The organism is Trinickia dabaoshanensis (assembly GCF_002879885.1).
Taxonomy (GTDB): Bacteria; Pseudomonadota; Gammaproteobacteria; order Burkholderiales; family Burkholderiaceae; genus Trinickia; species Trinickia dabaoshanensis.
Window position 1 is genome coordinate 194,746 of the sequence record NZ_PNYA01000005.1, and the last position, 23,367, is coordinate 218,112.

General features: G+C 63.5%; 20 protein-coding genes. 15 read left to right on the forward strand and 5 right to left on the reverse strand.

All coding sequences use genetic code 11. The features are described 5' to 3' along the window. The first annotated feature begins 40 nt into the window (after window positions 1-40). Both araG and araH read left to right on the forward strand, forming a co-directional pair. Window positions 41-1,552 (forward strand): L-arabinose ABC transporter ATP-binding protein AraG, encoded by a 1,512-nt coding sequence (gene araG, locus C0Z18_RS07390; RefSeq protein ID WP_199189405.1) that lies wholly within the window; start codon window positions 41-43, stop codon window positions 1,550-1,552. Between the two features lie 77 nt (window positions 1,553-1,629). Then, window positions 1,630-2,625, forward strand: a complete 996-nt coding sequence (gene araH, locus C0Z18_RS07395) for an L-arabinose ABC transporter permease AraH (protein WP_102644828.1) — start codon at window positions 1,630-1,632, stop codon at window positions 2,623-2,625. 131 nt (window positions 2,626-2,756) lie between these two features. Here araH and C0Z18_RS07400 read toward each other — a convergent pair whose 3' ends face one another. Further along, window positions 2,757-3,341, reverse strand: coding sequence for a Spy/CpxP family protein refolding chaperone (locus C0Z18_RS07400; RefSeq protein WP_102644735.1), 585 nt, complete (start codon window positions 3,339-3,341; stop codon window positions 2,757-2,759). A 184-nt stretch (window positions 3,342-3,525) separates the two neighbouring features. Between C0Z18_RS07400 and C0Z18_RS07405 the strand changes: the two genes are divergently transcribed. From C0Z18_RS07405 to C0Z18_RS07445, 9 genes are all read left to right on the forward strand, one after another. Further along, the gene (locus C0Z18_RS07405) at window positions 3,526-4,323 is read left to right on the forward strand and encodes a DUF4118 domain-containing protein (RefSeq protein ID WP_102644736.1); all 798 of its coding nucleotides are present in this window, start codon (window positions 3,526-3,528) and stop codon (window positions 4,321-4,323) included. A 2-nt stretch (window positions 4,324-4,325) separates the two neighbouring features. After that, a complete protein-coding gene (locus tag C0Z18_RS07410; RefSeq protein ID WP_102644737.1) occupies window positions 4,326-5,207 on the forward strand; it encodes an alpha/beta hydrolase in 882 nt (293 codons plus the stop codon). Further along, entirely contained in the window at window positions 5,204-6,004 is an 801-nt protein-coding gene (locus C0Z18_RS07415; protein WP_102644738.1) for a MipA/OmpV family protein, read from the forward strand. The genes C0Z18_RS07410 and C0Z18_RS07415 overlap by 4 nt, the downstream gene beginning before the upstream one ends. A gap of 150 nt (window positions 6,005-6,154) precedes the next feature. Further along, window positions 6,155-7,603 (forward strand): carbohydrate porin, encoded by a 1,449-nt coding sequence (locus tag C0Z18_RS07420; protein WP_102644739.1) that lies wholly within the window; start codon window positions 6,155-6,157, stop codon window positions 7,601-7,603. A 31-nt stretch (window positions 7,604-7,634) separates the two neighbouring features. Continuing rightward, window positions 7,635-8,771, forward strand: coding sequence for an NHL repeat-containing protein (locus C0Z18_RS07425; RefSeq protein WP_102644740.1), 1,137 nt, complete (start codon window positions 7,635-7,637; stop codon window positions 8,769-8,771). Between the two features lies 1 nt (window position 8,772). Further along, window positions 8,773-10,068, forward strand: a complete 1,296-nt coding sequence (efeB, locus tag C0Z18_RS07430) for an iron uptake transporter deferrochelatase/peroxidase subunit (protein WP_102644741.1) — start codon at window positions 8,773-8,775, stop codon at window positions 10,066-10,068. A gap of 79 nt (window positions 10,069-10,147) precedes the next feature. Continuing rightward, window positions 10,148-11,173: an iron ABC transporter substrate-binding protein gene (locus tag C0Z18_RS07435; protein WP_102644742.1), complete on the forward strand. Its 1,026-nt coding sequence runs from the start codon at window positions 10,148-10,150 to the stop codon at window positions 11,171-11,173. After that, window positions 11,174-12,808 (forward strand): ABC transporter permease, encoded by a 1,635-nt coding sequence (locus C0Z18_RS07440; RefSeq protein WP_102644743.1) that lies wholly within the window; start codon window positions 11,174-11,176, stop codon window positions 12,806-12,808. A gap of 39 nt (window positions 12,809-12,847) precedes the next feature. After that, window positions 12,848-13,915 (forward strand): ABC transporter ATP-binding protein, encoded by a 1,068-nt coding sequence (locus C0Z18_RS07445; RefSeq protein WP_102644744.1) that lies wholly within the window; start codon window positions 12,848-12,850, stop codon window positions 13,913-13,915. A gap of 50 nt (window positions 13,916-13,965) precedes the next feature. Here C0Z18_RS07445 and C0Z18_RS07450 read toward each other — a convergent pair whose 3' ends face one another. Next, window positions 13,966-14,631 (reverse strand): hypothetical protein, encoded by a 666-nt coding sequence (locus C0Z18_RS07450; RefSeq protein WP_102644745.1) that lies wholly within the window; start codon window positions 14,629-14,631, stop codon window positions 13,966-13,968. A 979-nt stretch (window positions 14,632-15,610) separates the two neighbouring features. Between C0Z18_RS07450 and fusA the strand changes: the two genes are divergently transcribed. Both fusA and C0Z18_RS07460 read left to right on the forward strand, forming a co-directional pair. Beyond that, entirely contained in the window at window positions 15,611-17,662 is a 2,052-nt protein-coding gene (gene fusA / locus C0Z18_RS07455; protein WP_102644746.1) for an elongation factor G, read from the forward strand. Window positions 17,663-17,769: 107 nt separating this feature from the next. Beyond that, window positions 17,770-18,936 (forward strand): YbfB/YjiJ family MFS transporter, encoded by a 1,167-nt coding sequence (locus C0Z18_RS07460; RefSeq protein WP_102644829.1) that lies wholly within the window; start codon window positions 17,770-17,772, stop codon window positions 18,934-18,936. Here the strand turns inward: C0Z18_RS07460 and C0Z18_RS07465 are convergent. Together C0Z18_RS07465 and C0Z18_RS07470 are read right to left on the reverse strand one after the other, a co-directional pair. Then, complete coding sequence (locus tag C0Z18_RS07465; protein WP_102644830.1) at window positions 18,864-19,862, reverse strand: LysR family transcriptional regulator; 999 nt, start codon at window positions 19,860-19,862, stop codon at window positions 18,864-18,866. The genes C0Z18_RS07460 and C0Z18_RS07465 overlap by 73 nt on opposite strands. A gap of 18 nt (window positions 19,863-19,880) precedes the next feature. Continuing rightward, window positions 19,881-21,206 carry an MFS transporter gene (locus tag C0Z18_RS07470; RefSeq protein WP_102644747.1) on the reverse strand — a complete coding sequence of 442 codons (1,326 nt, stop codon included), beginning with the start codon at window positions 21,204-21,206 and terminating at the stop codon, window positions 19,881-19,883. 258 nt (window positions 21,207-21,464) lie between these two features. Between C0Z18_RS07470 and C0Z18_RS07475 the strand changes: the two genes are divergently transcribed. Continuing rightward, a complete protein-coding gene (locus tag C0Z18_RS07475; RefSeq protein WP_102644748.1) occupies window positions 21,465-22,172 on the forward strand; it encodes an SDR family NAD(P)-dependent oxidoreductase in 708 nt (235 codons plus the stop codon). Window positions 22,173-22,200: 28 nt separating this feature from the next. Beyond that, window positions 22,201-22,437 (forward strand): tautomerase family protein, encoded by a 237-nt coding sequence (locus C0Z18_RS07480; RefSeq protein WP_102644749.1) that lies wholly within the window; start codon window positions 22,201-22,203, stop codon window positions 22,435-22,437. 4 nt (window positions 22,438-22,441) lie between these two features. Here the strand turns inward: C0Z18_RS07480 and C0Z18_RS07485 are convergent, their stop codons facing one another. After that, on the reverse strand, window positions 22,442-23,353 hold the full coding sequence (locus C0Z18_RS07485) for a LysR family transcriptional regulator (protein ID WP_102644750.1): 912 nt from the start codon (window positions 23,351-23,353) through the stop codon (window positions 22,442-22,444). Window positions 23,354-23,367 lie beyond the last annotated feature (14 nt).

A 23,367-nucleotide genomic window follows, 5' to 3' on the forward strand; every position in this document is an offset into this window, starting at 1 on the left:
CGCGAACGACAACGCTATCGTAGCGGCGGGCTCGAGCACCATGAACCCGCCGGATGCAGGCAAGGTTCCGCCCTATCTGCAATTGGACGGCATCACCGTCAGTTTTCCCGGCGTGCTTGCGCTCGATCGTGTGTCGTTCGCGGTACGCGCCGGCGAGGTGCATGGCCTCATGGGCGAGAACGGCGCCGGCAAATCGACGCTCCTCAAAGTGCTCTCGGGCGTCAACGTGCCGCAGTCGGGCTCGTTGCTGCTCGGCGGCGTCGAGCAGCATTTTTCGGGGACGAAGGCGGCGATCGAAGCCGGCATCGCCATCATCTATCAGGAGTTGCATCTCGTTCCCGAACTCACCGTCGCCGAAAATTTGATGCTCGGCCAGTTGCCGAGCCGGATGGGCGTGCTCACGGAGCGCGCCCTGATCGAACGCGCCACGCAAACGCTCGACCGCCTCGGCGAGCGGATCGATCCGCGCGAGCAAGTCAAGAATCTCTCGATCGGTCAGCGCCAAATGATCGAAATCGGGAAAGCGTTGATGCGCGACGCGCGCGTCATCGCCTTCGACGAACCGACGAGCTCGCTTTCCGCCCGCGAAACGAAGCAACTGTTCAAAATCATCAACGGCCTGCGCCAAGAGGGCCGCGCCATCGTGTATGTGACGCATCGCATGGACGAAGTCTACGAACTCTGCGATCGCGTGACGGTGTTTCGCGACGGGCGCTCGATCGAGACGTTCGATTCTATGGATGGCCTCGATCGCGACCGCTTGATCAGCTCGATGGTGGGCCGCTCGATTCGCGACGTCTACGGCTACCGGTCCCGCCCCCTTGGCGACATTCGGATCGAAGCGAAAGGACTGGCCGGACGCGGCCTCGCCGAGCCCGTTTCGTTCAATGCCCGGCGCGGCGAAATCCTGGGCTTTTTCGGCCTGGTCGGTGCGGGCCGGTCGGAACTGATGAAGCTCGTGTGCGGCGCCGAGCGTCCGAGCGCGGGTGAAATCGAGCTGGACGGCCGCCCCATGCGCTTTTCCACACCACGCGATGCCGTGCGTGCCGGAGTCGCGCTGTGCCCCGAAGATCGCAAAAAGGAAGGCATCGTTGCGATCGCCTCGGTATCGGACAACCTGAATATCAGCGCGCGGCGCCACACGAGCGTCGCGCGCTGGCTGCTGAACGAAAGGCGCGAGCGCGAACTGACGACCGAATATATCGGCAAGCTCTCGATCAAAACGCGCAACGGCGATACGGCGATCGGCACGCTCTCCGGCGGCAACCAACAGAAGGTCATCTTGGCCCGTTGGCTGGCGGAGAAGATCGACGTCTTCGTGATGGACGAGCCGACGCGCGGCATCGACGTGGGCGCGCGCGCCCAGATTTACGAGTTGCTATACGGATTGGCCGAAGCCGGTCGAACCGTATTGCTCGTCTCCAGCGATTTGGCCGAAGTCATCGGCGTGGCGGACCGCATCATCGTGATGAAGGAAGGCCGCATCGTGGGCGAGTTGCCCAAGGCCGAAGCGAGCCCCGATCAGTTGATCAAGCTCGCGCTGCCGCAATGACCTTACCGATTTCCAAGCAGCACTGATTGTGTGTGCCGCGCACGCCCCTCGCGCGCGGCTATGAACGAGAACGGATCATGCAACAACCTCAAACCCTGTCTCAACCCGCACCGCGCGGCGCCGCGGCCTATGCAGCCAAGACGTGGCGCATGCTCAACAAATCCGGCATCGTCATGGTGTTCGCGATTTTGTTCGTCGTCCTATGCTTTACCGTGCCCGACTTCCTGACGAGCCGCAACATGCAGGGCTTGTTGCTATCGGTCACGTTGATCGGCTCGATCGCCGTGACGATGATGTTCGTGCTGGCGCTCGGCGAGGTCGATCTATCGGTGGCGTCGATCGTGGCGCTTTCAGGCGTCGTCGCATCGACGCTCATCACCGCCACGCATAGCGTTTTGCTGGGCGTAGCCGGCGGCGTGATCGCGGGCGGCGCGGTCGGGCTCGTCAACGGCGTCTTGGTGGCGCGCTACCGCATCAACTCGCTGATCGTGACGCTGGCGATGATGGAAGTCGTCCGCGGCCTCGCGTTCATCGTCTCGAACGGCGACGCGGTCATGATCTCCGAGGAGCGGTTCTTCGATCTCGGCGGCGGCTCGTTCCTCGGGATTTCGTATCCGATTTGGAGCAACATCGTCGGCTTCGTCGTGTTCGGCTTCATCCTACGCAAGACGGTGTTCGGCAAGAACGTGCTCGCCGTCGGCGGTAACGGCGAGGCGGCGCTGCTCGCGGGCTTGCCGGTCACGCGCATCAAGATCTTGGTGTTCGTGCTGCAAGGGCTCGTGACGGGTTTCGCGGGTGTGATGCTCGCCTCGCGCATGAGCCTCGGCGATCCGAAAACGTCGGTCGGCCTCGAACTCGGCGTCATCTCCGCGTGCGTGCTGGGCGGCGTGTCGCTCACGGGCGGCGTGGCGACGATCTCGGGCGTCCTCGTGGGTGTGCTGATCATGGGATCGGTGCAAGACGCCATGAGCCTGCTCAACGTGCCGACGTTCTACCAATATTTGATTCGCGGCGGCATTTTGTTGCTGGCTGTGTTCTTCGATCACATCCGCCGCTCGCGCAGCGTTCGATAATCGACGTCATCGTATACAACGGCGTACCGGGCGCGCGCTCGCCCGGCCGCCTTGCCTTTTTTAACTGAGTCTTCGTCGGTCCTGTCTGACCGGTGGCTTGGCCGAGCCGACCCGTTCGGCCTTTTTTTCGTCTACCAGCCCCAGTTGTCTTGCTGGCGGTAGGTACGCAGCTTCTCGAGCTGCTTGCTCGTGAGCACCGCCTCCATCCGCTTGCGGGCCGACACCGACGAGTCGACCATCTTTTGCCTCATCTCGCCGATCGACTTATACGTTTCGTCGATGGCCGCCGAGTCGCGCTTCGGCGCTTCATACAAATCGCGGAGCTTGGCTTGCTGGTCCATCATGGTACCCATCAAGGCCCAATGCTCGTGCCGTGTCTCGTCTTGGATGCGATTGATCTTGGTTTTCTGATCGTCGGATAGACCGAGGGCGTCTTCCCAACCGCCGCCGAATCCCATCATGCCGTAGCCGCCGCCCATCATGCCGTAGCCGCCGCCCATCATGCCGTAGCCACCGCCCATCATGCCGGGGCCACCGCCCATGATGCCTCGTCCGGGACCGCCGCCCATCATGCCGGGGCCGTAGCCGTACCCGCCCCCGGGAGCGCCCGAGCCCGGCGTCTGGGCGCACGCAGGCAGTCCTACGGCCAGCGCCGCGGCGAACGCCGCCGCCCACCTGCCCACTGTCTTCATCCGCGATTTTTGTTCGATTGCCATTGCAGCCTCCTTTTTCCCAGGTAGCGTGGAACGAGTCTCAGGCTCACTGTAGGAGCACCGCCCTGCAAATACGTTGACCGGCGTCAAGGCACTTTAACGGCACGAAATGAGACTTCTAACTCAACGAGCTCAATTAATGCGCTCGAATGCCGTTAACCCGTGCTTACGTATTCGCTTCGAACAAATGAAAGTCAGGAACTCCCGGCGGTGGGCACCGCGGGGTCGAAATCGGTGGATCATCGCGGCGGCGGCACTGGTTGCCGCTGCCATCGTTCGAACCGCGCTGCATCCGCTGCTCGGTCCCATCATGCCGGGGACCGCCTTCCTGATCGCCGCCGTCCTCGTCGAATACTTCTGCGGCCTCGCACCTGCCTTCTGCGTGATGGTTGTCGGCCTGTGCCTTGCCGACTACCTGTTCGTCCCGCCGTATGGACGCATCGAGGTCATCGACCAGTCGGACATCCGGCTACTCGTCTCGTATCCGCTCATCACGATCGTCGTCATCACCCTGGTCGAGCGGCTCAGGCGCGCGCAGTACCGCGCGCAATTGCTGTCCGCCGTGTCCCAGTCGCGCTACGAGATGCTTCTGCGTCACGATAACGAGCGCCTTCTCGCCGGGCGCGCAACGGATGAGATGCACCGCATGCTGCATCACATCGCGCAGTACAATCGCTCGCTCATCCTGATCAAAGCGCTGGATCCCGCGAACAGCGCGCCGCCCGGCAGCTTCGCCGCCACCGCGGCAACCGCGACCTACAGCGGCATCATCGAAGACGAGTCGTTTCGAGCGGGGCTCGCTTATGGCGCCAAACATTCCCAAGTGCATCGGGACGACCTCGTGCGCGTGAGCGAGCGTCTGGTGCCGGGTCATCACCGATTGCGTTTTCTTTCGTCCGGACAAGACTGGCACCCTGTCGAATGCGTGTGCGAACGCTTCACTACGTCGTCGGGCGAGTTTCTCGTCCTGCGAACGGAAGACTAAGTATGAACACGCCTCATTTTTCGACTGCTCAAAGCGGCGATCACGCCGTCCTGCTGTTGCACGGTCTGTCGAGTTCGCCGCTCGAGCTTCGATTCCTCGCCCGCTACCTCGCTGAAGAAGGCTTCACGACCCACACACCGGAATTGAGCGGCTATAGCGCGGGAACCGGTCATGCGCGCATGGAGCAGTGGATCAGCGCGGCGGTGGCGCAATTCGATGCGCTCGCGGCGCAGCATCGTCACGTCTCGGTGTGCGGCCTCTCCATGGGCGCGACGCTCGCCGCCGCGGTCGCGCAACAGCGGCCGAGCGCTCGTGCGCTGCTGCTCCTGTCGATCACGCTCAGCTACGACGGCTGGGCCATCCCCTGGTACAGATTCCTGCTCGACTACGTCTACTACACGCCGTTGCGCTCGCGATACCGTTATCGCGAACACGAACCCTATGGCCTGCGCAACGAGGCACTGCGCTCGAAGATCGCGCGCGCGATGCAAAAGAACGAAATCAGCGAAGTGGGACCTGCGTCCATTGCGATGCCCGCGCTGCACGAGGCGAGCCGGCTCGCCGGCGCGGTGCGCAAAGAGCTGAAGAATATAGGAACGGACTGTCTCATCATCCACGCGATCGACGACGAGACTTCGAGTCCTCATAACGCACGCTTCGTCGAGTCGAACGTCGGGGCGGCGTTTCTCCGGACAATCTGGCTCGACGACTCTTACCATATGATCACCTCCGATAACGAACGCGAAGCGGTCGCACGCGAATGCGTGCTCTTCCTTCGCGAAAGCGCGGCAACCTCGGCCGCCAACAACAACCCGACGCCGGTGGTATCGCGCGCACTCGCGCGCCGCTTGAGGCAACTCGCAACCGTGGCGGGCAAAGCATGAGGCTTGCACCGCCATCGATCGGATACCGCAGTCTCGCGCTCGCGGCGGGAATCGCGTGCGGCCTGCTGGGCTTCGCGGGGGTAGCGAATAGTGCCGAACCGCAAGCCGGCAGCGACTGGAAGATTTCAGCCGGGCCGGGCGTGTACGTTTTTCCCCAATACCCCGGGTCTTCGCGGCTTCAGGCGCTTCCGTTTCCGGTGCAGGACATCTCGTGGAAAGACCGCGTGTTCTCTCAAGGTCCCGACGTTCTGGGCGTCAACGCGCTGCGCGGCGACAATTATCACGTCGGCTTGTCGATGAGCTTTGACTTTCAGTCGCGGACGTCGTCCGACGATGCGCGGCTCAAAGGCCTGCCCGACGTTCATTACGGACCCAAGCTGCGACTATTCGCCGATTACACCTGGTGGGCTTTCACCGGGTCGGCGGCGATCTATCAGGACATTGCCGGAACAGGACAAGGCATGACGGCGATGGCCGATTTCCTCGTATCGGCGCCGTTCGGCAAACTCCTCGTCTCGGCAGGACCCGGGCTCACCTGGGCGAACGGGACGTACACCCGGACCTTCTTCGGCGTCACGCCGCAGGAAAGCGCGGCCTCGGGTTTGCCTCGGTACGACACGCGTTCCGGCCTGCGCGACGTCCACTTCAATGTGGACCTGAGTTATCAAATCACGCCGCACTGGTCGGCAAGCGCCGCGGCCGTGATCGGACGCCTACAAAGGTTCGCCGCCGGCAGTCCCATCACCGAGCGTCGCCTGGATCTGAACGGGATGGCTTCCGTCGCTTACCGATTCTAGGAAGACCGATTCCAGGAAGCGCCGCTATTGCGGCGTGCACGCCACACTGCGAATGCGAACCGTTCGCATTATTATTTGCATTTTTACTCTGCCTCGGTACAATTCGGACTCAATCACCGTATCGCAGACGTCATAACAAGAGGAGTTCCGATGAGGTTCGAACCAGCCGCGCGCAAGCATGCTCACCCGTTGGCGCGTTGCGCCGTGCTTGCCTTGAGCGCCTTCGCTTCGTGCTCGGCATGGGCGGCCGGATCGCCCGATGCATTGCCGCAAGCGCCGGAGGCCGACCTCAGCATCGCCGCGCAACCCACGAACCAATGGACCGGATTGGCCACGCGCCAAACCCTGCTGGGCGACATCGGCGGTTTGCGGCCGTTTATCGGCCGGTACGGCATGACCTTTCAGATGACGGAGACGAGCGAATATCTCGCCAACCTACGCGGCGGTCTTGCTCGAGGCGGTACGTACGATGGCTTGACGACCATGACGCTCGGCCTCGACACGCAAAAGGCGTTCGGCTTGCCGGGAGGAACGTTCAACGTCAGCGGGCTGCAAATTCACGGCCGCAATCTGAGTCAATACAAGCTCGGCACGCTGAACACCGCGAGCGGCATCGAGGCCGACGACACCACGCGTTTGTGGGAGCTCTGGTATCAGCAATCGATGTTGCACGGCCGCCTCGACTTCAAAGTCGGTCAGCAAAGCCTCGACCAAGAATTCATGGTCAGCACGTACGCGAACACGTTCGTCAACACGATGTTCGGATGGGCCGGCTTGCCCTCGTACGACATGCCTTCGGGCGGCCCCGCCTATCCGCTATCGGCGCTCGGCGTGCGCGTGCGCGGACAGATCACGCCGTCGCTGACAGCCTTGGCCGGCGTCTTCGACGGCAATCCGGCGCCCGGCGTGGGCGATCCGCAGCGGCTCAACGGCAGCGGCACCAACTTCAATCTCCATAACGGGGCCCTTTACATCGGCGAATTGCAATACGCGATCAATCAGCCGAGCGAAGGCCAGATGGACGACGGCAAAACGAGCGCCGGTCTGCCGGGCACCTACAAGATCGGCGTTTGGTACAACAACGAGCGCTTTGCCGATCAGCGTTTCGACAATACGGGCGTCTCGCTCGCCAATTCCGCAACGGGCATCGCCGCGCAGCACAAGGGCAACTACAGCTTCTATGCGGTGGCCGACCAAATGGTGTGGCGCCCCAATCCCGACGAGCCGCGCAGTATCGGCGTATTCGCGCGCGTCATGGGCGCGCCGGGCGATCGCAATCTCGTCAGCGTCAGCGCGAACGTCGGGGTCGTCATGAAAGCGCCGTTCAAGGGACGCGACAACGACTCCGTCGGCTTGGGACTCGCCTACATCAAGGTCGGCAATCATGCCTCGGGGCTGGACGCCGACAACGGCAACATCGTGCGCGGCAGCGAGACGGCGCTCGAAGCGACCTACCAATATCAGGTCACCCCGTGGTGGGTCCTGCAAGGCGACGCGCAGTACACGTTCAACGCCGGCGCGGGCCAAAACCCGAACGACGCAACGCAGACGCTGCGCAACACGTTCGTCGTCGGCGTTCGCACGACCATCACGTTCTAACTCGGGTTCTAAATTTCGACGGGGCACCTTCATGAATACCATCGCCACGGTCCGCGCGGCCGCTGCCGCCACCTTGCTCGCCGTCGCTTGCGGTGCAGTGCACGCGGAACCCAAAGGGTTCCTGGAAACGATTCACCGGCATACGACGCTCATCAATACGGTGCCGGAAAACGGCGATCAGAACCCGTACGCGATCGCCGTTGCGCCGGTTTCGTCGGGCACGGTGAAGGCCGGCGACGTGCTCGTCGGCAACTTCAACAACGCAGCCAATCTTCAAGGCACGGGCAGCACGATCGTCGACTACCGTCCCGATACGAAGCACATGTCGGTATTCGCGACGGTGCCGCGCGATCTCAAAGCGTGTCCGGGCGGCATCGGCTTATCCACGGCGATGACGATGCTCAAGTCGGGCTGGGTCATCGTCGGCAGCACGCCCAGCAACGACGGCACCACCACGACGAAAGGCGCCGGATGCCTGATCGTGCTCGACAACACAGGCAAGGTCGCATCGACGATAACGGGCGAGAACATCAACGATCCGTGGGGCAACATGGCCGTCGTCGATAACGGCGGCACGGCCACGCTCTTCGTGAGCAATGCCGGCTTCGGCGTGGGCGGCCCCACGCCCGGGCCCGATGGCGAAGTACCCGTATTCAAGCAATCCACCGTCGTGCGTCTAGATCTCGAGATCGCCGCGGGCCAGGCCCCTGTCGTCAAACGGCAGACGGTCGTCGCGAGCGGCTTCGGCGCGCAGGCCGACAAGGGCGTGTTCCTGATCGGCCCGACCGGACTCGCCTTGTCGAACGACCAAAAACACCTGTACGTGTCCGACGCGGTCGGCAACCGCATCACCGTAATCGACGATCCGATGACGCGCGAAACGAGCGCGGGCGTCGGGCGGCAGTTGACCGCGGACGGTCTGCTTCATCGGCCGCTGGCGATGACGACGTCACCCAACGGCCACCTGCTCGTCACGAACGCGTTGAACGGCCAAGTCGTCGAAATCGACCCGGCCAACGCGACGCAGGTCTACGCGCGCTGGATCGATACCGATAAGGCCCAGTCTCCGCCGGGCAGCGGCGACTTGTTCGGCATCGCGATGACGCCGCAAGGCGACGGCTTCTATTACGTCGAAGACGACGTCAACACGCTCGTATTGGCGAAGTGACATGACCCACGAGAACGACACCGGGCGCAAAAACGCCGCACGGCGCGCCTTTCTCAAGGCCGGCGCCGCCGCGGGCGCGCTCGGCGCTGCCGCGGCGGCGCGCGCGGCGCTGCCCGGCCACGCCCCGAAAGCCGGCTCCGCGGTAGACCCGATGAGCGCGACCGAACCGTTCTTCGGCGACCATCAAGGCGGCATCGTGACGCCGCAGCAAAGCCACACTTATGCGGCCGCGTTCGATCTGACGACGGCCAAGCGCGCCGACGTAATCCAACTCTTGCGCGAATGGACCGACGCCGCGGCGCGCATGACCCGCGGCGAATCGGCGAGGCCCGTGCAGGCGAGCGACGATACGCCGCCCGCCGACTCGGGCGAAGCGCTCGAACTCGGGCCGGCCGGCCTCACGATCACCTTCGGCTTCGGCCCGGGGTTATTCACGCATGAAGGTAAGGACCGGTACGGTCTGGCCGCGCGGCGGCCCGCCGCGCTGATCGACTTGCCCCGGTTCAACGGCGATCAGTTGCTGCCGGAAAAATCGGGTGGCGATCTGTTCGTGCAGGCGTGCGCCAACGATCAACAAGTGGCGTTTCATGCCGTGCGCCAACTCGCGCGCATGGGATACGGCGCCATCCAAATGCGCTGGGGCCAGGCCGGTTTCGTGTCGGGCCCTCGCGGGAAAACGCCGCGCAATTTGATGGGCTTCAAGGACGGCACCAACAATCCGGCCGCATCCGATCCCGCGTCGATGGCGCAATTCGTCTGGGCCGGCGCGGAAGGCCCCGCTTGGATGGAGCGCGGCACTTATACCGTGGTCCGCCGAATTCGGATCACGCTCGAACATTGGGACCGCATGCAGCTCGGATTCCAAGAGCAAGTCGTCGGACGGCACAAACTCAGCGGCGCACCGATCGGCAAGCAAGGCGAATTCGATCCGGTCGATCTGGAGGCGCTCGATAAGGACGGCAATCCGGCGATCCCCGAGAACTCGCATGTGCGCCTGTCCAACCCCGGCAGCAACGACGGTATGCGTCTGTTGCGCCGCGCCTACTCGTACAACGACGGCACGAATTTTTATATCGAGCGCTGGCCGCCATGGCGCCAAGAAACCGAGTTCGACGCCGGCCTGCTGTTCATCGCGCATCAGCGCGATCCGCGCACGGCGTTCGTTCCGATCAACGACAAGCTCGCCAAGTTCGACATGATGAATCAGTTCACCACCCACGTCGGCAGTGCGATCTTTGCCTGTCCGCCCGGTGCGAAGCCGGGATCGTTCATCGGCGCGGACTTGTTCGACGCGTAAGCGCCTCGTTCGAGTCTGACCTTGCCGCGGCGCCGCCTGCGCGCCGCCATCGAAATACGACGTTTAGGAAATAACCGACATGATGCAATCCCGATTGGGCAAACGCGCGAAGACGATCGCCGCCGCGCTCGCGATCGCGGCATTGGGGAGCGCCGCGAGCGCTGCCCGAGCCGAGTCCATTACGTTATACAACGCCCAGCACGAGCAATTGGCGGCGCAATTGGCCAAGGACTTCGAGAAGCAAACGGGCATCGCGGTGCGGATTCGCAACGGCGAAGGTCCCGCGCTTGCCGCGCAATTGGTTGCCGAGGGCTCGGCTACCCCGGCCGACGTCTACTTCACCGAGAACTCCCCCGAGTTGATGCTGCTCGAGGAAAAGGGTTTGCTGGGCGCAATCGACAACCCGACGCTGGCCACCGTGCCCGCTCGCTTCAACTCCCCGAGCGGCAAGTGGGTGGGCGTATTCGCGCGCGAAAACGTATTGGCCTATAACACCGCGCAAGTGAATGCCGCTCAACTGCCCGCTTCGCTGATGGACCTGGCCAAGCCGCAATGGAAAGGCAAGGTCGGCATCGCCCCCAGCGACTCCGACTTTCTGCCGCTCGTGAGCGGCGTGCTGGCCGCCAAGGGCCACGATCAAGCGCTCGCTTGGCTCAAGGGCTTGAAGGTCAACGCGCAAATTTTCGACGACGACGAGGGCGTCGTCGCCGCGGTGAATCGCGGCGCGGTCGCAACGGGCATCGTCAACAATTACTACTGGGATCGCCTCGATACCGAATTGGGCAAGGACAAGGTGCGTAGCGCCCTGTATCACTTCGGCCATGGCGACATCGGTGCGCTCGTCAACGTCTCGGGCGCGGCCATGCTCAAGAGTGCCCATAATCCGAGCGGCGCGCAGCGGTTCCTCGCCTATCTCGTCGGCGAACGCGCCCAGGCACTCATGGCGGCTGGCCACATCGGCTACGAATATCCGCTGCACGCGGGTGTCGCCCCCGATCCGATGCTCAAACCGTTCAACGAGTTGCAGCCGCCCACGCTGAGCGTCCAGCAACTCGGCGACGACAGCCAAGCCGCGAAGCTGCTGCGCGAAGCAGGTCTGCTCTAAGTGAGCACGACGGTACCGCGGGGACAGGCACAGGTACGGGCACAGGCGCAGCCACGCTCGCGAACCACGCCCGCGCGAGGAGGCGAACGATCGCGTCCGCCTCGCGGGCTGTCCGCGGCGGCAACGATCGGGGCACTGCTCGTGCTGCTGCCGATCGCCTTCACGGCGTGGCGCGCCGCGGCATACGGCGCGACCGGCACGGTCGAGTTGCTGCTTCGTCCGCTCGTCGGCGAGTTGCTCGCGAACACCGTGCTCATCACCGTCGCCGCGACCGTCTCGTGCGCCGTCATCGGGACCGGCGCGGCGTGGTTCGTGGAACGCACCGCGCTGCCGGGGCGGCGGCTTTGGGCGGCCATGATGGTCGCACCGCTGGCCATGCCCCCGTTCATCGCAAGCTATGCGTGGGTATCGATCAGTCTAGGCTTGCAGGACTTCTTCGGCGCGCTGCTCGTCGTCACCTCGACCTACTTCCCGCTCGTGTATCTGCCGGTGGCGGCTGCGCTGCGCGGTATGGACCCCGCACTCGAGGAAACCGCCCGCTCGCTTGGCTGCGGCCGTCGCGCCACGTTCTTGCGTGTAGTGCTGCCGCAGCTTCGCCCTGCCCTGTTCGGCGGCATGCTGCTCGTCGCGCTGGGCGTCATGTCGGAATTCGGTGCATTTGCGCTGTTGCGTTTCCGAACGTTTACCACCGAGATCTACGCCGAGTACCGCACGAGCTTCGACGGGGGAGGCGCCTCGGTATTCGCGTGCGTGCTCATCGTCGCCGGCCTCGCGTGCATCGCGTTCGAACACCGGGTCCGCGGGCGCGCGCGATACGCTCGCATCGACCGTGGGACACGCCGCTCGCCGGCGCGCTACCGGCTCGGCGTATGGCGCTGGCCCGTCGTTGCCGGTTTCGCGGCACTCGCCATCGTCACGCTCGGCGTACCGCTCGGCACCATCGCCTATTGGCTGACCCAACACAGCGCGACCGCCGTGACACCGGCCGAAGCATCGGCCGCTTCGCTGCTCGAGGCCGCGGTCAGTTCCGTGACCTTGGGCGTGAATGCCGCCCTCGTCACCACGGCGCTCGCCCTGCCGCTCGCGATCGCGCTCGTGCGTTACCCGAGCCGATTCGCCACGGCGCTCGAGCGCATCGTCTTTGTCGCGCAAGGCGTCCCGGGGCTCGTGATCGCGCTGGCTCTCGTATCGCTAGCCGTGCGCATGGCCACGCCGCTTTATCAGACGCCGGCGTTGCTGATCGCGGCCTACGCCGCGCTGTTCTTGCCGCTCGCGCTCGTGAGCGTGCGCGCATCGTTGCTGCAGGTTCAGCCGAAACTGGAGGAAGCCGCCCGGTCGCTGGGGCTCGGCACCTTGCCGATCCTCGCCCGCGTCTTGCTGCCGCTGCTGCGCTCGGGCCTCGGGGCCGCCGCGACGATGGTTTTCATCTCAGTGGTCACGGAACTGAACGCAACGCTGCTGCTCTCGCCGCTCGACACGCACACGCTCGCCACCGAGGTGTGGAGCGATACCGCAACGCTCGCGTTCGCGGCGGCCGCCCCCTACGCAGCGGTGCTCGTCGGCATCTCACTGGGCGCATCGGCCGTGCTGTTCGCTTGCCTCGGCCGATCGGCCTCGGCGCGCTCCGAGTGTTGATATGACACGCTTTGTTCGGCCTCGGGCCATGGCACATCAATGAGCGATTTGATCATTCGAGGCTTGCACAAAGCCTTCGGCGGCCACGCCGTCCTACGCGGCGTGGATCTGACCGTCAAGAACGGCAGCTTGGTCGCATTGCTGGGGCCTTCCGGCAGCGGTAAATCGACGTTGTTGAGAACGGTCTGCGGCTTCGAGCGTGCAAGCGCCGGGACAATCGAGATCGGTGGCCGGACAGTCGAAAGCGATGAAAGCCACGTGCCGGCCCAAGCGCGCCGCATCGGTTACGTCTCCCAGGAAGGTGCGCTCTTTCCGCATCTGTCCGTGGCGCAAAACATCGTCTTCGGCCTACCGCGTCACGAGCGCCGCGCGCGCTACCGTGTCGATGAATGGCTCGAACTCGTCGGCCTCCCGTTGTCTTGCGCCGATCGGCCGCCGCACGAATTGTCGGGTGGGCAGCAGCAGCGCGTGGCCCTTGCGCGAGCGCTCGCACCGTCGCCGTCGCTCGTCATGCTGGATGAACCGTTTTCGTCGCTCGACGCTTCGTTGCGCGCGGAAACGCGCCACGGCGTTGTCCAGGCGCTCGCGCGCGCGGGTGCGACAGCCGTGCTCGTCACCCACGATCAATCGGAGGCGCTTTCGATGGGACAGGAAGTGGCCGTGCTCTGGGATGGCCGATTGATTCAGGTGGCCGCCCCCGATGTCCTGTACCGCCGCCCGGTCTCGCGCGAGGTCGCCTCGTTCGTCGGCGAAGCGCTGATTTTGCCCGGCATGGCCGAGCACGGCAGCGCCCAATGCGACCTCGGACGATTGACGTTGCCGGATACGAGACTGCGCGGCCCCGTCGACATCATGATCCGCCCCGAACAAATTCAGGTCATGCCGCAAGACGGCTGCGCCGGATCGGAGAGCGACCCATGCATCGCCGTGGTCGAGGCGGTGACGTTCTATGGCCACGACGCCCGGCTGAGTCTGCGGCTCGTCGCCGGCTCGAGATCCGAAGGCCGAGCCGGCATCCATGCTCGCACCGTTGGATATCGCGCACCCGCGGTCGGCACTCGCGTCCGGCTAGCCGTAGACGGCGAGGTCGTCGCGTACGCGCATTGATCTCGCCGTTAGCGAGGCACCGTTCACCGGTGCGCCGCCTCGCTTGCTCGTCAAACGACCGAAAGCGACCTGGCCGCCGTCTCTTGCGGCGTGCTCGAGCGCAACTCTTGCCTCGCCACGGCGACGGCATCGGACGTCGACCGGTACAGTCGCCACCAAACCGATTTTCCCTTCTCGGGCAGATCTTCGACCAGCGCCGTGCGTTTGCGCAAGATGCGATATTGGTCGTCGACTGCCCCGAGATAGCCTGCCCGGTTCACGAGCGTGACGTAGTTGACCATCCCATAGTGCACGTGCGGCGCGAATTCGCCCGCCGGCGTGACACGCCCGTCTCGGCCGACAGCCAATTCTCTCGAATACGATAACCACCAGGTACAGCATTCGATTCGAGCGGGCCGTCTTTCTGCCATGATCGATCGATCGTCCAAATGACTCACCGCGAGCATGCGCGACTGGCCTTTATCGTCGACCATCTGCAATCGAACGCGATCGGCGAACGACACGGGGTCGCCCCATTTTCGCTTTCCGCCGACGACGGGTAACAGCCGCCATTGATAGTCGGTGCCCGGAAATTTGTCCGGCTCGGCCACTTCGGTCGTCAATTGCAGCGGATGACGCCGGCCATTCTTTCGGGAGACGATTCCCAGGAACAAATGCTCGTCGCACTCGCAGCTTTCCAGCACGATGGAATCTCCGTACCGCACGACATCGATCATGTTTACCCTCGGTTTTTACTTAGAAGGATGCACGCCCAGAATCAATTAATCACACAATTGCCGGGCCGGGGGCAACCGATCCGTCTATTTGTGCAATGCGACAATTCAAGAACTACGAAACGCACAGTACCCCCGACTTCGAAGGTCGAAATGCAAACCCAACACAGTGAGACAATTGCGGCTTAAGACGGGGAACGCGGTTTTACGTCGTACCTGATCGATTGGAAAGGAACCTCGGCCACGGCAAGCAAGCTTGCCCCCGCGCCGCCGCACTCGTATTTCCCCGGCGACGCCCGCCGCGGGAGACAAATGAGCATTGCTCATCTCATGCACGGCAGGTCCAATTGTTTTTTCGGCGCGGCGCCCTGCCCGGGACTGGTCTCACTTCAACTGCGCCGACCGCCTAGCAATCCAATTCGCAGGATCATTTTAAAAATTAGAACTTGAAATGAAATTTAGTAAGTGACAGTTTCCATGTCAAGAAGAAGCATGAATCTCCGGGCGCATTTAGGAGCCTAACTTTGTTCTATTTTCCACATTTTCAAAAATCGCCACCATCAAACCAACATTTGGGTGAAATCGCCCGCCAGTCTGGCTAACACAGGGTGCAAAGGTGCCACACGGCGGATCACATCGCACACCCGGCGATGCGCACGTTGACATTTGTTATGATTTATACCAAACCCAAACATCGCAACCTCAATCGAATGGGCGCGATTTATCGCAAAGGCGACTCGGTATTTTGGAGTCGTTGTGTTTCTATGATCTCAATAGCAATTGCAAAACTAATTTTCGACGATACCAATTCGGATGTCCGGCCAGCTTTCTACCGGCAAATTACCGAGTCGACGAATCGAGGCGGCGCTTGCGTACCCGAAGCGAGGATCGCATCCGGGCGGCCATGGGATCAGTGCCAGGTGGCGGCACGCACCTTTTTCGCCAATAATGCCCCCATCGCGATCGCTGGACGGGAGCGGCCATGGAATACCAACCAGAAGCCATTCGTACCATCGCCGTGGTCGGCCACGCGGGTTGCGGCAAGACCTCGCTCATTGAAGCCCTGCTGTGTTGCAGCGGTGCGATTCACGCCGCCGGCAGCGTCGAGAAGGGCACGACGGTTTGCGATTTCGACCCGCTCGAGCGCAAATACCACCACTCCCTGAACTCGGCGATCACGTACCTCGATCACCAAAACACACGCGCATACCTGGTGGACACGCCCGGCTACCCCGATTTTTCGGGACTTTCGCTGAGCGCCTTGTCCGCCGTGGAAACGGTCGCCGTCGTCATCAACGCGCGCACCGGCATTGAAATGACCACGCGGCGCATGATGGCGTGGGCCAGGGAGCGCAAGCTGTGCAAGATCCTCATCGTGAACGGCATCGACGCCGAGAAGGTGGACCTGCCCGCGCTCGTCGATCAAATTCAAGAGACGTTCGGAAAGACCTGCTTGCCCATCAATCTTCCCGCACGGGCGGCGCATGCCGTCGTCGATTGCTTTTTTACCCCGTCGGGCGATGCCGACTTTTCCTCGGTCGCCTCGGCGCACGATGCCCTCATCGATCAAGTCATCGAACTCGACGCCGGATTGATGGACCTTTATCTGGAGCAAGGTGAAGCGATCAAGCCCGAACAACTGCACGAGCCTTTCGAGCAGGCGCTGCGAGAGGGACACCTCGTCCCGATTTGCTTCACCTCGGCCGCCACCGGCGCGGGCATCGAGGCGCTCTTGGACATATTCGTCCGCTTATTGCCGAACCCGCTCGAAGGCAACCCGCCTTTGTTCTACCGAGATATCGACGCGCGCAGGGAAACGGTACGAGCGCAGCCCTCGCCCGACAAGCACGTGCTTGCGCACGTGTTCAAGATCGTCGTCGATCCCTACATCGGGAAAATGGCCGTGTTTCGTATTCATCAAGGCACCGTGCGGCGCGACGGCCTGCTCTACATCGGCAATGCGCGCCAGCCCTTTCGCGTCGCGCACCTGATGCGGCTGCAAGGTAAGGACCACGTCGATATCGCGCAAGCGGGCCCCGGCGACATCTGCGCGACGGCCAAGGTCGACGAGATCGGGTATGACGCGGTCCTGCACGACGCGCAAGAGGACGGCAACATCCATCTTGCCCCGCTCGCATTTCCGAACCCGATTTACGGCCTCGCGATCGAGCCCGAACGGCGCGGCAACGAGCAGCGATTGTGGGAAATCCTGCAGAAGCTCGCCGCCGAAGACCCCTGCTTGCGCATCGAACATCCGACGGGGACGAACGAGACCGTCGTGCGCGGGCTCGGCGAACTCCATCTGCGCCATATGCTCGAGCGGCTGACGGAGCAGTACAAGCTCGCCGTCATCACGCGGCCGCCGAAGATTGCCTACCGCGAGACGATCGGCGCCGCCGCCGAGGGGCACTACCGGCACAAGAAACAAACCGGCGGCGCCGGACAATTCGGCGAAGTCATGCTGCGCGTCGAGCCGTTGCCGCGGGGCAGCGGCTACCAGTTCGTGGATGCGGTCAAGGGCGGCGCGATCCCGGGGCAATTCATGCCCGCCGTGGAAAGAGGCATTCTTCAGGTGATCGAAAGCGGACCGCTCGCCAGTTTTCCGATGCAAGACGTGCGGGTCACCGTATTCGACGGCAAACACCACCCGGTCGACTCGAAAGAAGTCGCCTTCGTCGTCGCGGGGCGCAAAGCCTTCATCGATGCGGCGCTCAAGGCCCAACCGATTTTGCTCGAACCGATCGTCGACTTCGAGGTGACGGCGCCCGAAGCGGCCATGGGCGACATCATGGGCGACCTCTCCGCGCGGCGTGCGCAAGTGCAAGGCTCGCGTCCCTTGGGCGGGCACATGGTGGCGGTCGCCGCGAAAGTGCCGCTTTCGGAGTTGACCGAATATCAATCGCGGCTCAACGCCATGGCCGGCGGCGAAGGGCAATACAGCATTCAGTTGAGCCATTACGATCCGGTCCCGCCGAACCAGCAAGACAAGCTCGCGGCGCAGTACAAACGGCACGAGGAAGGCTCCGGTCAGTAAACGGACTGTTGACCGGCCGGAGATTGTTCGCGCCGCCGCTCACGGCGACGATAGGTCCATCTTCATCGAACAGGTATCGGACGATTCAAACGTCCGATTCAATGAACATGGACAGCACATTCGAGCACGTTCGCCGCGCCCCGCTTGCCGAGTCGTTGGCCGGCGCCTTGGTTCTCGCCGTCGGCATGGGTTTCGGCCGCTTTTCGTTCACCGGCATGTATCCGATCATGGTGAAGGAGGCGGTCATGACGGTTTCCGCCGGCTCGCTCGCCGCCTGCGCCAACTACGTGGGATATCTTCTCGGCGCGCTTGCGATGAGCCGCGTCGGCGATCGCCATGCGGCGCGTGCGACCCGATTCGCCATGGCGGGAACCGTGTTCTGCCTGGCCCTATTGGCTTTTCATCCGAGCGTGCCGATGCTCATCGCCACGCGCTTCGTCGCGGGCGCGATGAGCGCGGTGTCGCTCGTCGCCGCATCGGTATGGCTGCTTCATGTGGTGGGACATCGCCACGGCGCCCCGGTGCTGTACGCCGGCGTGGGCGCGGGCATCGCCATCTCGGCGGAGGCGATCGTGCTCGGTCAAGCAAGCCGCCTCGGCGCGCCGGCGCTGTGGCTGTTGCTCGGTGCCGTCGCGGCCGCCCTATCGGCGCTCGCTTGGCCGAAGATCGTACACGGCGCGGCGCGGCACGCCGACGACACGCGCCTCATCAATCAGGCGAGCTCGCCTCCGCGCTCGAGCATCGCGCCTTGGACCCTCGTCGCCGCCTATGGCTTCGCGGGCTTCGGGTATATCGTCACGGCCACTTACCTGCCGCTGCTGATCAAGACCATGCTGCCGCATGTCGATGCCGTTCAGGTCTGGGCCGCATTCGGCCTCGCGGCCGTACCGTCGTGTTTCGTCTGGCATGCATGGCATGAACGCGTCGGGACGCGCGCGGCGCTCGTCGCGAACCTGGCGATTCAAGCGATCGGCGTCGTGCTGCCCGCTTTCGCTCATCGTCCTTGGGCTTACCTCGCGAGCGCGGTGCTCGTCGGCGGCACGTTCGTCGGCACGGTCACGATCATCATGCCGGCGGCAAAGCACGTGGCGCACACCGTGAAATTCAACTTGATGGCCACGTTGACGGCCGCGTACGGACTGGGGCAAATCGCCGGACCGTTGTTGTCGGACCGGCTGGCCGCGCACACGCATTCCTTCGATCAGCCCCTCGTCGCGGCGGGCGCCGCGCTCGTCTTGGCTGCATCGATGTGCGTCTCGCGCCGTTCGTCGTAGTGGCCCGTGAGCCGCGCATCCTCGATCAATGCATCGGCAATGGACGCGCGGACGCATTCCACCCACGTTTTGATTTTCGCGTCCACGTATTGGCGCGAAGCGTAGATGGCGTAGATATCGAGCGCCTGCAGATAGTAATCGGGCAAGACCCTCACCAGTGCACCCGTACGCAAGGATGCGCGCGCGGCAAGCGTGGGCAACGCCCCGATTCCCATCCCCTCGTGAAGCGCCACCGCCATCGCATCGGGCACGTTCACCTTGAAGCGATGCACGGGTAACGGCACGTCGCACTGTCCGTCCGGCCCGATCAGCCGCCAGTGATCCGACGGAAATACGGACAAGGCCACCTGCAGGCGCGGGTGCCGCGCCAGATCGTCCACCGTCTTCGGCGTGCCGTGTTTGGCGAGGTAAGCGGGCGAGGCACACAGGATGCCGCGAACGGTCCCGAGCTCGTGGCAAATGTAATTGGAATCGGGCAGCTTGTCGGGCGACACGCGCAATACCACGTCGTAGCCGTCTTCGAGCAGATCGGGCACGTTCTGCGACAACGTCAGATCGACGGCGACATCGGGATAGAGCCGTTGGTAAGCCGCGACCGCCGGGACGACGTAGTTCTGTCCGATACTGGCCATCGCATGAACGCGCAATGTCCCGGACGGCGTGGCATGCGCCTGCGAGGCCTCGCTTTCAGCCGCCTCGATCGAGGCCAAGATGTCTCGGCAACGGCTCAAGTAGCGCTCCCCCGCCTGCGTGAGCGCGATCCTGCGCGTCGTTCGATTCAGCAGCCGCGTGCGCAGACGCGACTCGAGTTCGGCGACGGTGCGCGACACATAGCCGGTCGTGGCGTCGATCTCCAAAGCGGCCCCCGTAAAGCTGCCCGCTTCGGCCACCGCGATGAATATCTTCATGCTGCGCACCACGTCCATCGCCGCCGAGCCTCCCATTCAAATATCGGCGAACCGCCCACGGCGGCAATCGTACCCGAAAGTATGCGCCACTTGCCGGGGCACGGCGACGGTCAAACCGGCGCACGCCATCAACAGCGCGGCCGTGACGAAAAATACCCAGCGTAGACCGAAGTGAACGCCGACCGCGCCGCCGAGCAACGGCCCGATCACTTGCCCGGCGTACTGCGCCGACTGCAAATAGCCGAGTACCCTGCCCGACGCGTGCTCGTCCACGGCTTGACGCACGAGCTTCGTGATAGCCGGCAGCAATCCGGCCAGCGTCATCCCCATGAGTGCGCGCAGCGCGGCGAGTTGCCACCATTCGGTGACGAACGCTTGCGGGATCATGACGAGCGCCGTGGCCAAGAGGCATCCCGTCACCACCTTCCATGCGCCGATTCGATCGGCCAGCGCGCCGAGCCGGGCGGCCATCGACATACTGCCGAAAGCGGAGCACGCCATCACGATACCGGCTACGGTGGCGAGCCGGTGCGCGCTCACGTTCAGTTGCGCGATGTAGACCGTGATGATGGGCTCGATCGACATATTCGAGAGCAGGACCATCGCCGCGGTGATAAACAGCGCGGCGAGGATGACGAGCCCGCCCTTCCCGTTGGCCGCCACCGGCGCTCGCACGTGGCCCGGGGGCAACGAGCGCTTCGGCGCCGCGCTGAAGTCCTCGCGTACGAGCACGATCGTCAGCACGGCCGCGATCGCGATCATGGCGCCCGCGCCGAAGAATGCCCCCCGAATGCCGATCAAATTGGGCAGTATCCCGCCGACGAGCGGCCCTACGAGGTTGCCGGCCAACACACCCGTCGATAACACGCCAAGTGCCCAACCCGATCGCTCCGGCGGCGCTTGCGTGCCGATCATCACGATCGACGCCGATGCATATCCGCCGATCAGCCCCGCGGCGAAACGCAGTGCAACGAGTTCGTAGACGTTGTGCGCGAGCCCGATCGTCGACATGACGACCGCCATGCCGATGGCCGCGCGCACGAGCATCGGCTTGCGTCCGTAGCGATCGGCAAGCTGCCCCCACAGCGGCGCGGTCAACGCCGTACCCAGGAAGGTTACGCCGAATGCGACGCCCGACCACTGCACGACGGCCGACGTCGAGCTCACGCCGAGTTGCCGTACATACAACGGAAGAAACGGCAGCAGCATGCTGAGACTGACGAGTGTCGTGAACGAACCGAAGACGCAAATCGCTAGATTCCTGCGCCAGTATCGTTCGTTGCGCGCGGCGTACGAGCCGGTGAGCGCTGGCGTCGGGGCGACCGTTGTCGCGCCCGGATGCGAGGTGGAAATCGGATTCATATCGAGCCTCCGCTTGAATCGATGACGAGCTGGCGACGATTTTAAAAATCGACGTCGAACGTGTCGCGCGGCGGCAGGCAAAGGACTGTTGACCAATCCGGATACAAAGGACGATTTGTTCCTCGAACGCAAGACTCTTTGTCCGCGGTGGGTCTTCGAAGCGGGCGGCGGTGCGCCTAGAGTTTGCCCCATCGGATCGTCGATTCGATCGGCGAGCTAGCCGACTCCCATCGCATACATTGCATAGAGACACACACCATGAACTCATCGAAAGTCATCATCGTCACGGGCGCATCGCAAGGCATCGGCCTCGAAACCGTCAAGGCATTGCGCGCGCGAGGTCATCGCGTCGTGGCGAACGCCCGCTCGATCGCCCCGTCGGACGCCCCCGATCTCGTCACGATAGCCGGCGATATCGGCCAGCCCGAAACCGCGAAGCGTATCGCCGAAACGGCGATCGGGCGCTTCGGGCGCATCGATACGCTCGTCAACAACGCGGGCATTTTCATCGCCAAACCGTTCACCCAGTACACGGCCGACGACTACGCCGCGTTCAGCAACGTGAACCTGCACGGTTTTTTCCATATCACGCAGCAAGCGATCGCTCAGATGGAAAAGCAAGGCAGTGGCCATGTCGTGACGATTACGACGACGCTCGCCGAACAAGCGAACAGCCAGGTGCCGTCCGTGCTCGCCTCGCTGACGAAGGGCGGGCTGAACGCCGCGACGAAATCGCTCGCCGTCGAATATGCGAAGGCGGGCATTCGCGTCAACGCCGTTTCGCCCGGCATCATCAAATCACCGATGCACGCCCCCGAAACGCATGCGACCTTGGCGAGCTTTCATCCCGTGGGCCGCATGGGCGAGATGAGCGACATCGTCGATGCGATCCTTTATCTCGACGCGGCGCCGTTCGTGACGGGCGAGATTCTGCACGTGGACGGCGGTCAAAGCGCCGGGCGTTGACATACCCAAGGCACAACGGAGGAACGCCATGCCCATCGTCACCATTCAAGTCACGCGCGAAGGCACACAGCCTGGCGCCACGGCAATCACACCCGAGCAAAAGGCGCGCTTGATCGAAGGCGTGAGTCGAGTCCTGCTCGATGTCCTTGCCAAACCGCTCGATTCCACGTTCGTCGTCATCGAGGAAGTCGATCTGAAAAACTGGGGCTGGGGTGGGTTGCCCGTCGAAGCCTACCGAAAACAACGCGCGGCAAAAACGTCGTAGCGCGTTACCGGCGCACTTCGTCGATCAAAAAATCGACGAAGCTGCGCACGCGCGTGGATAAATGGCGGTTGTGCGGATAGAGCAGCATGAACGGGCGCGTGCAACCGCCGAAGGCCGGAAGGAGTTCCTCTAGGGTACCGTCCGCCAAATCCTGTTCGACGAGAAAGCGATAAGTTTGGAAGATCCCGGCACCGTGGCGCGCCAGCGTCACGCCCGCCAGCGCGTCGCCCGAGGTCGTGTACGCGCCGTTCGTCGTGATTTCCACCGCTTCTCGATCGAGCTTGAACGTCCATGGCACGTGTCGGCCATTGCTCGGCAACTCGAACTGGATGCAATCGTGACGAGCGAGATCGTCCAGGGTTTCAGGCCGGCCGGCTCGTCGCAAATACGCCGGCGCCGCCACGACCACGAGTTGCGCATCTTCGAGCTTTCGCGCGATCAGGTTCGAGTCGCGCGGCGCTCGCCCGCGAATCGCGAGATCGAAGCCCTCTTCGGCGAAATCGATGTTGCGATTGCTCAAATGCGCCTCGATCCTCACTTGCGGGTAGCGAGCACGAAACGTGGCCAGCATCGGCAACACGCGGTAATGGCCGTACGGCGTCGGCATGCTGATGCGAAGTACGCCGGCGGGTGCGATTTGATGGCCAGTCGCTTCGCGCTCCGCCTCGGCGAGCTGCGATAAGGCTTGTCTGCATTGGTCGAAATAGCGCCTGCCGGCGTCCGTCAGCCTGATTTGCCGTGTGGTTCTGACGAATAACCGTACGCCGAGCCGCGCCTCCAAACGCGCGACCGAGCGGCTGACGGCAGCCGGATTGACACTGGCGGCCGCGGCTGCGACCGTGAAGCTTTCCGATTCGGCAGCAAGGCAAAACAACTCGATGCTGCCTAAAAGAAGGTCTCCGAATTGACGCTGCATGGCTCTTATCGTTG

Bases quoted from the DNA above. Each gene is read 5' to 3' on its own strand.
- araG (WP_199189405.1), top strand. From the start codon at position 41: ATGAACCCGCCGGATGCAGGCAAGGTTCCGCCCTATCTGCAATTGGAC.
- araH (WP_102644828.1), top strand. From the start codon at position 1,630: ATGCAACAACCTCAAACCCTGTCTCAACCCGCACCGCGCGGCGCCGCG.
- C0Z18_RS07400 (WP_102644735.1), bottom strand. From the start codon at position 3,341: ATGGCAATCGAACAAAAATCGCGGATGAAGACAGTGGGCAGGTGGGCG.
- C0Z18_RS07405 (WP_102644736.1), top strand. From the start codon at position 3,526: ATGAAAGTCAGGAACTCCCGGCGGTGGGCACCGCGGGGTCGAAATCGG.
- C0Z18_RS07410 (WP_102644737.1), top strand. From the start codon at position 4,326: ATGAACACGCCTCATTTTTCGACTGCTCAAAGCGGCGATCACGCCGTC.
- C0Z18_RS07415 (WP_102644738.1), top strand. From the start codon at position 5,204: ATGAGGCTTGCACCGCCATCGATCGGATACCGCAGTCTCGCGCTCGCG.
- C0Z18_RS07420 (WP_102644739.1), top strand. From the start codon at position 6,155: ATGAGGTTCGAACCAGCCGCGCGCAAGCATGCTCACCCGTTGGCGCGT.
- C0Z18_RS07425 (WP_102644740.1), top strand. From the start codon at position 7,635: ATGAATACCATCGCCACGGTCCGCGCGGCCGCTGCCGCCACCTTGCTC.
- efeB (WP_102644741.1), top strand. From the start codon at position 8,773: ATGACCCACGAGAACGACACCGGGCGCAAAAACGCCGCACGGCGCGCC.
- C0Z18_RS07435 (WP_102644742.1), top strand. From the start codon at position 10,148: ATGATGCAATCCCGATTGGGCAAACGCGCGAAGACGATCGCCGCCGCG.
- C0Z18_RS07445 (WP_102644744.1), top strand. From the start codon at position 12,848: ATGAGCGATTTGATCATTCGAGGCTTGCACAAAGCCTTCGGCGGCCAC.
- C0Z18_RS07450 (WP_102644745.1), bottom strand. From the start codon at position 14,631: ATGATCGATGTCGTGCGGTACGGAGATTCCATCGTGCTGGAAAGCTGC.
- fusA (WP_102644746.1), top strand. From the start codon at position 15,611: ATGGAATACCAACCAGAAGCCATTCGTACCATCGCCGTGGTCGGCCAC.
- C0Z18_RS07460 (WP_102644829.1), top strand. From the start codon at position 17,770: ATGGACAGCACATTCGAGCACGTTCGCCGCGCCCCGCTTGCCGAGTCG.
- C0Z18_RS07465 (WP_102644830.1), bottom strand. From the start codon at position 19,862: ATGGACGTGGTGCGCAGCATGAAGATATTCATCGCGGTGGCCGAAGCG.
- C0Z18_RS07470 (WP_102644747.1), bottom strand. From the start codon at position 21,206: ATGAATCCGATTTCCACCTCGCATCCGGGCGCGACAACGGTCGCCCCG.
- C0Z18_RS07475 (WP_102644748.1), top strand. From the start codon at position 21,465: ATGAACTCATCGAAAGTCATCATCGTCACGGGCGCATCGCAAGGCATC.
- C0Z18_RS07480 (WP_102644749.1), top strand. From the start codon at position 22,201: ATGCCCATCGTCACCATTCAAGTCACGCGCGAAGGCACACAGCCTGGC.
- C0Z18_RS07485 (WP_102644750.1), bottom strand. From the start codon at position 23,353: ATGCAGCGTCAATTCGGAGACCTTCTTTTAGGCAGCATCGAGTTGTTT.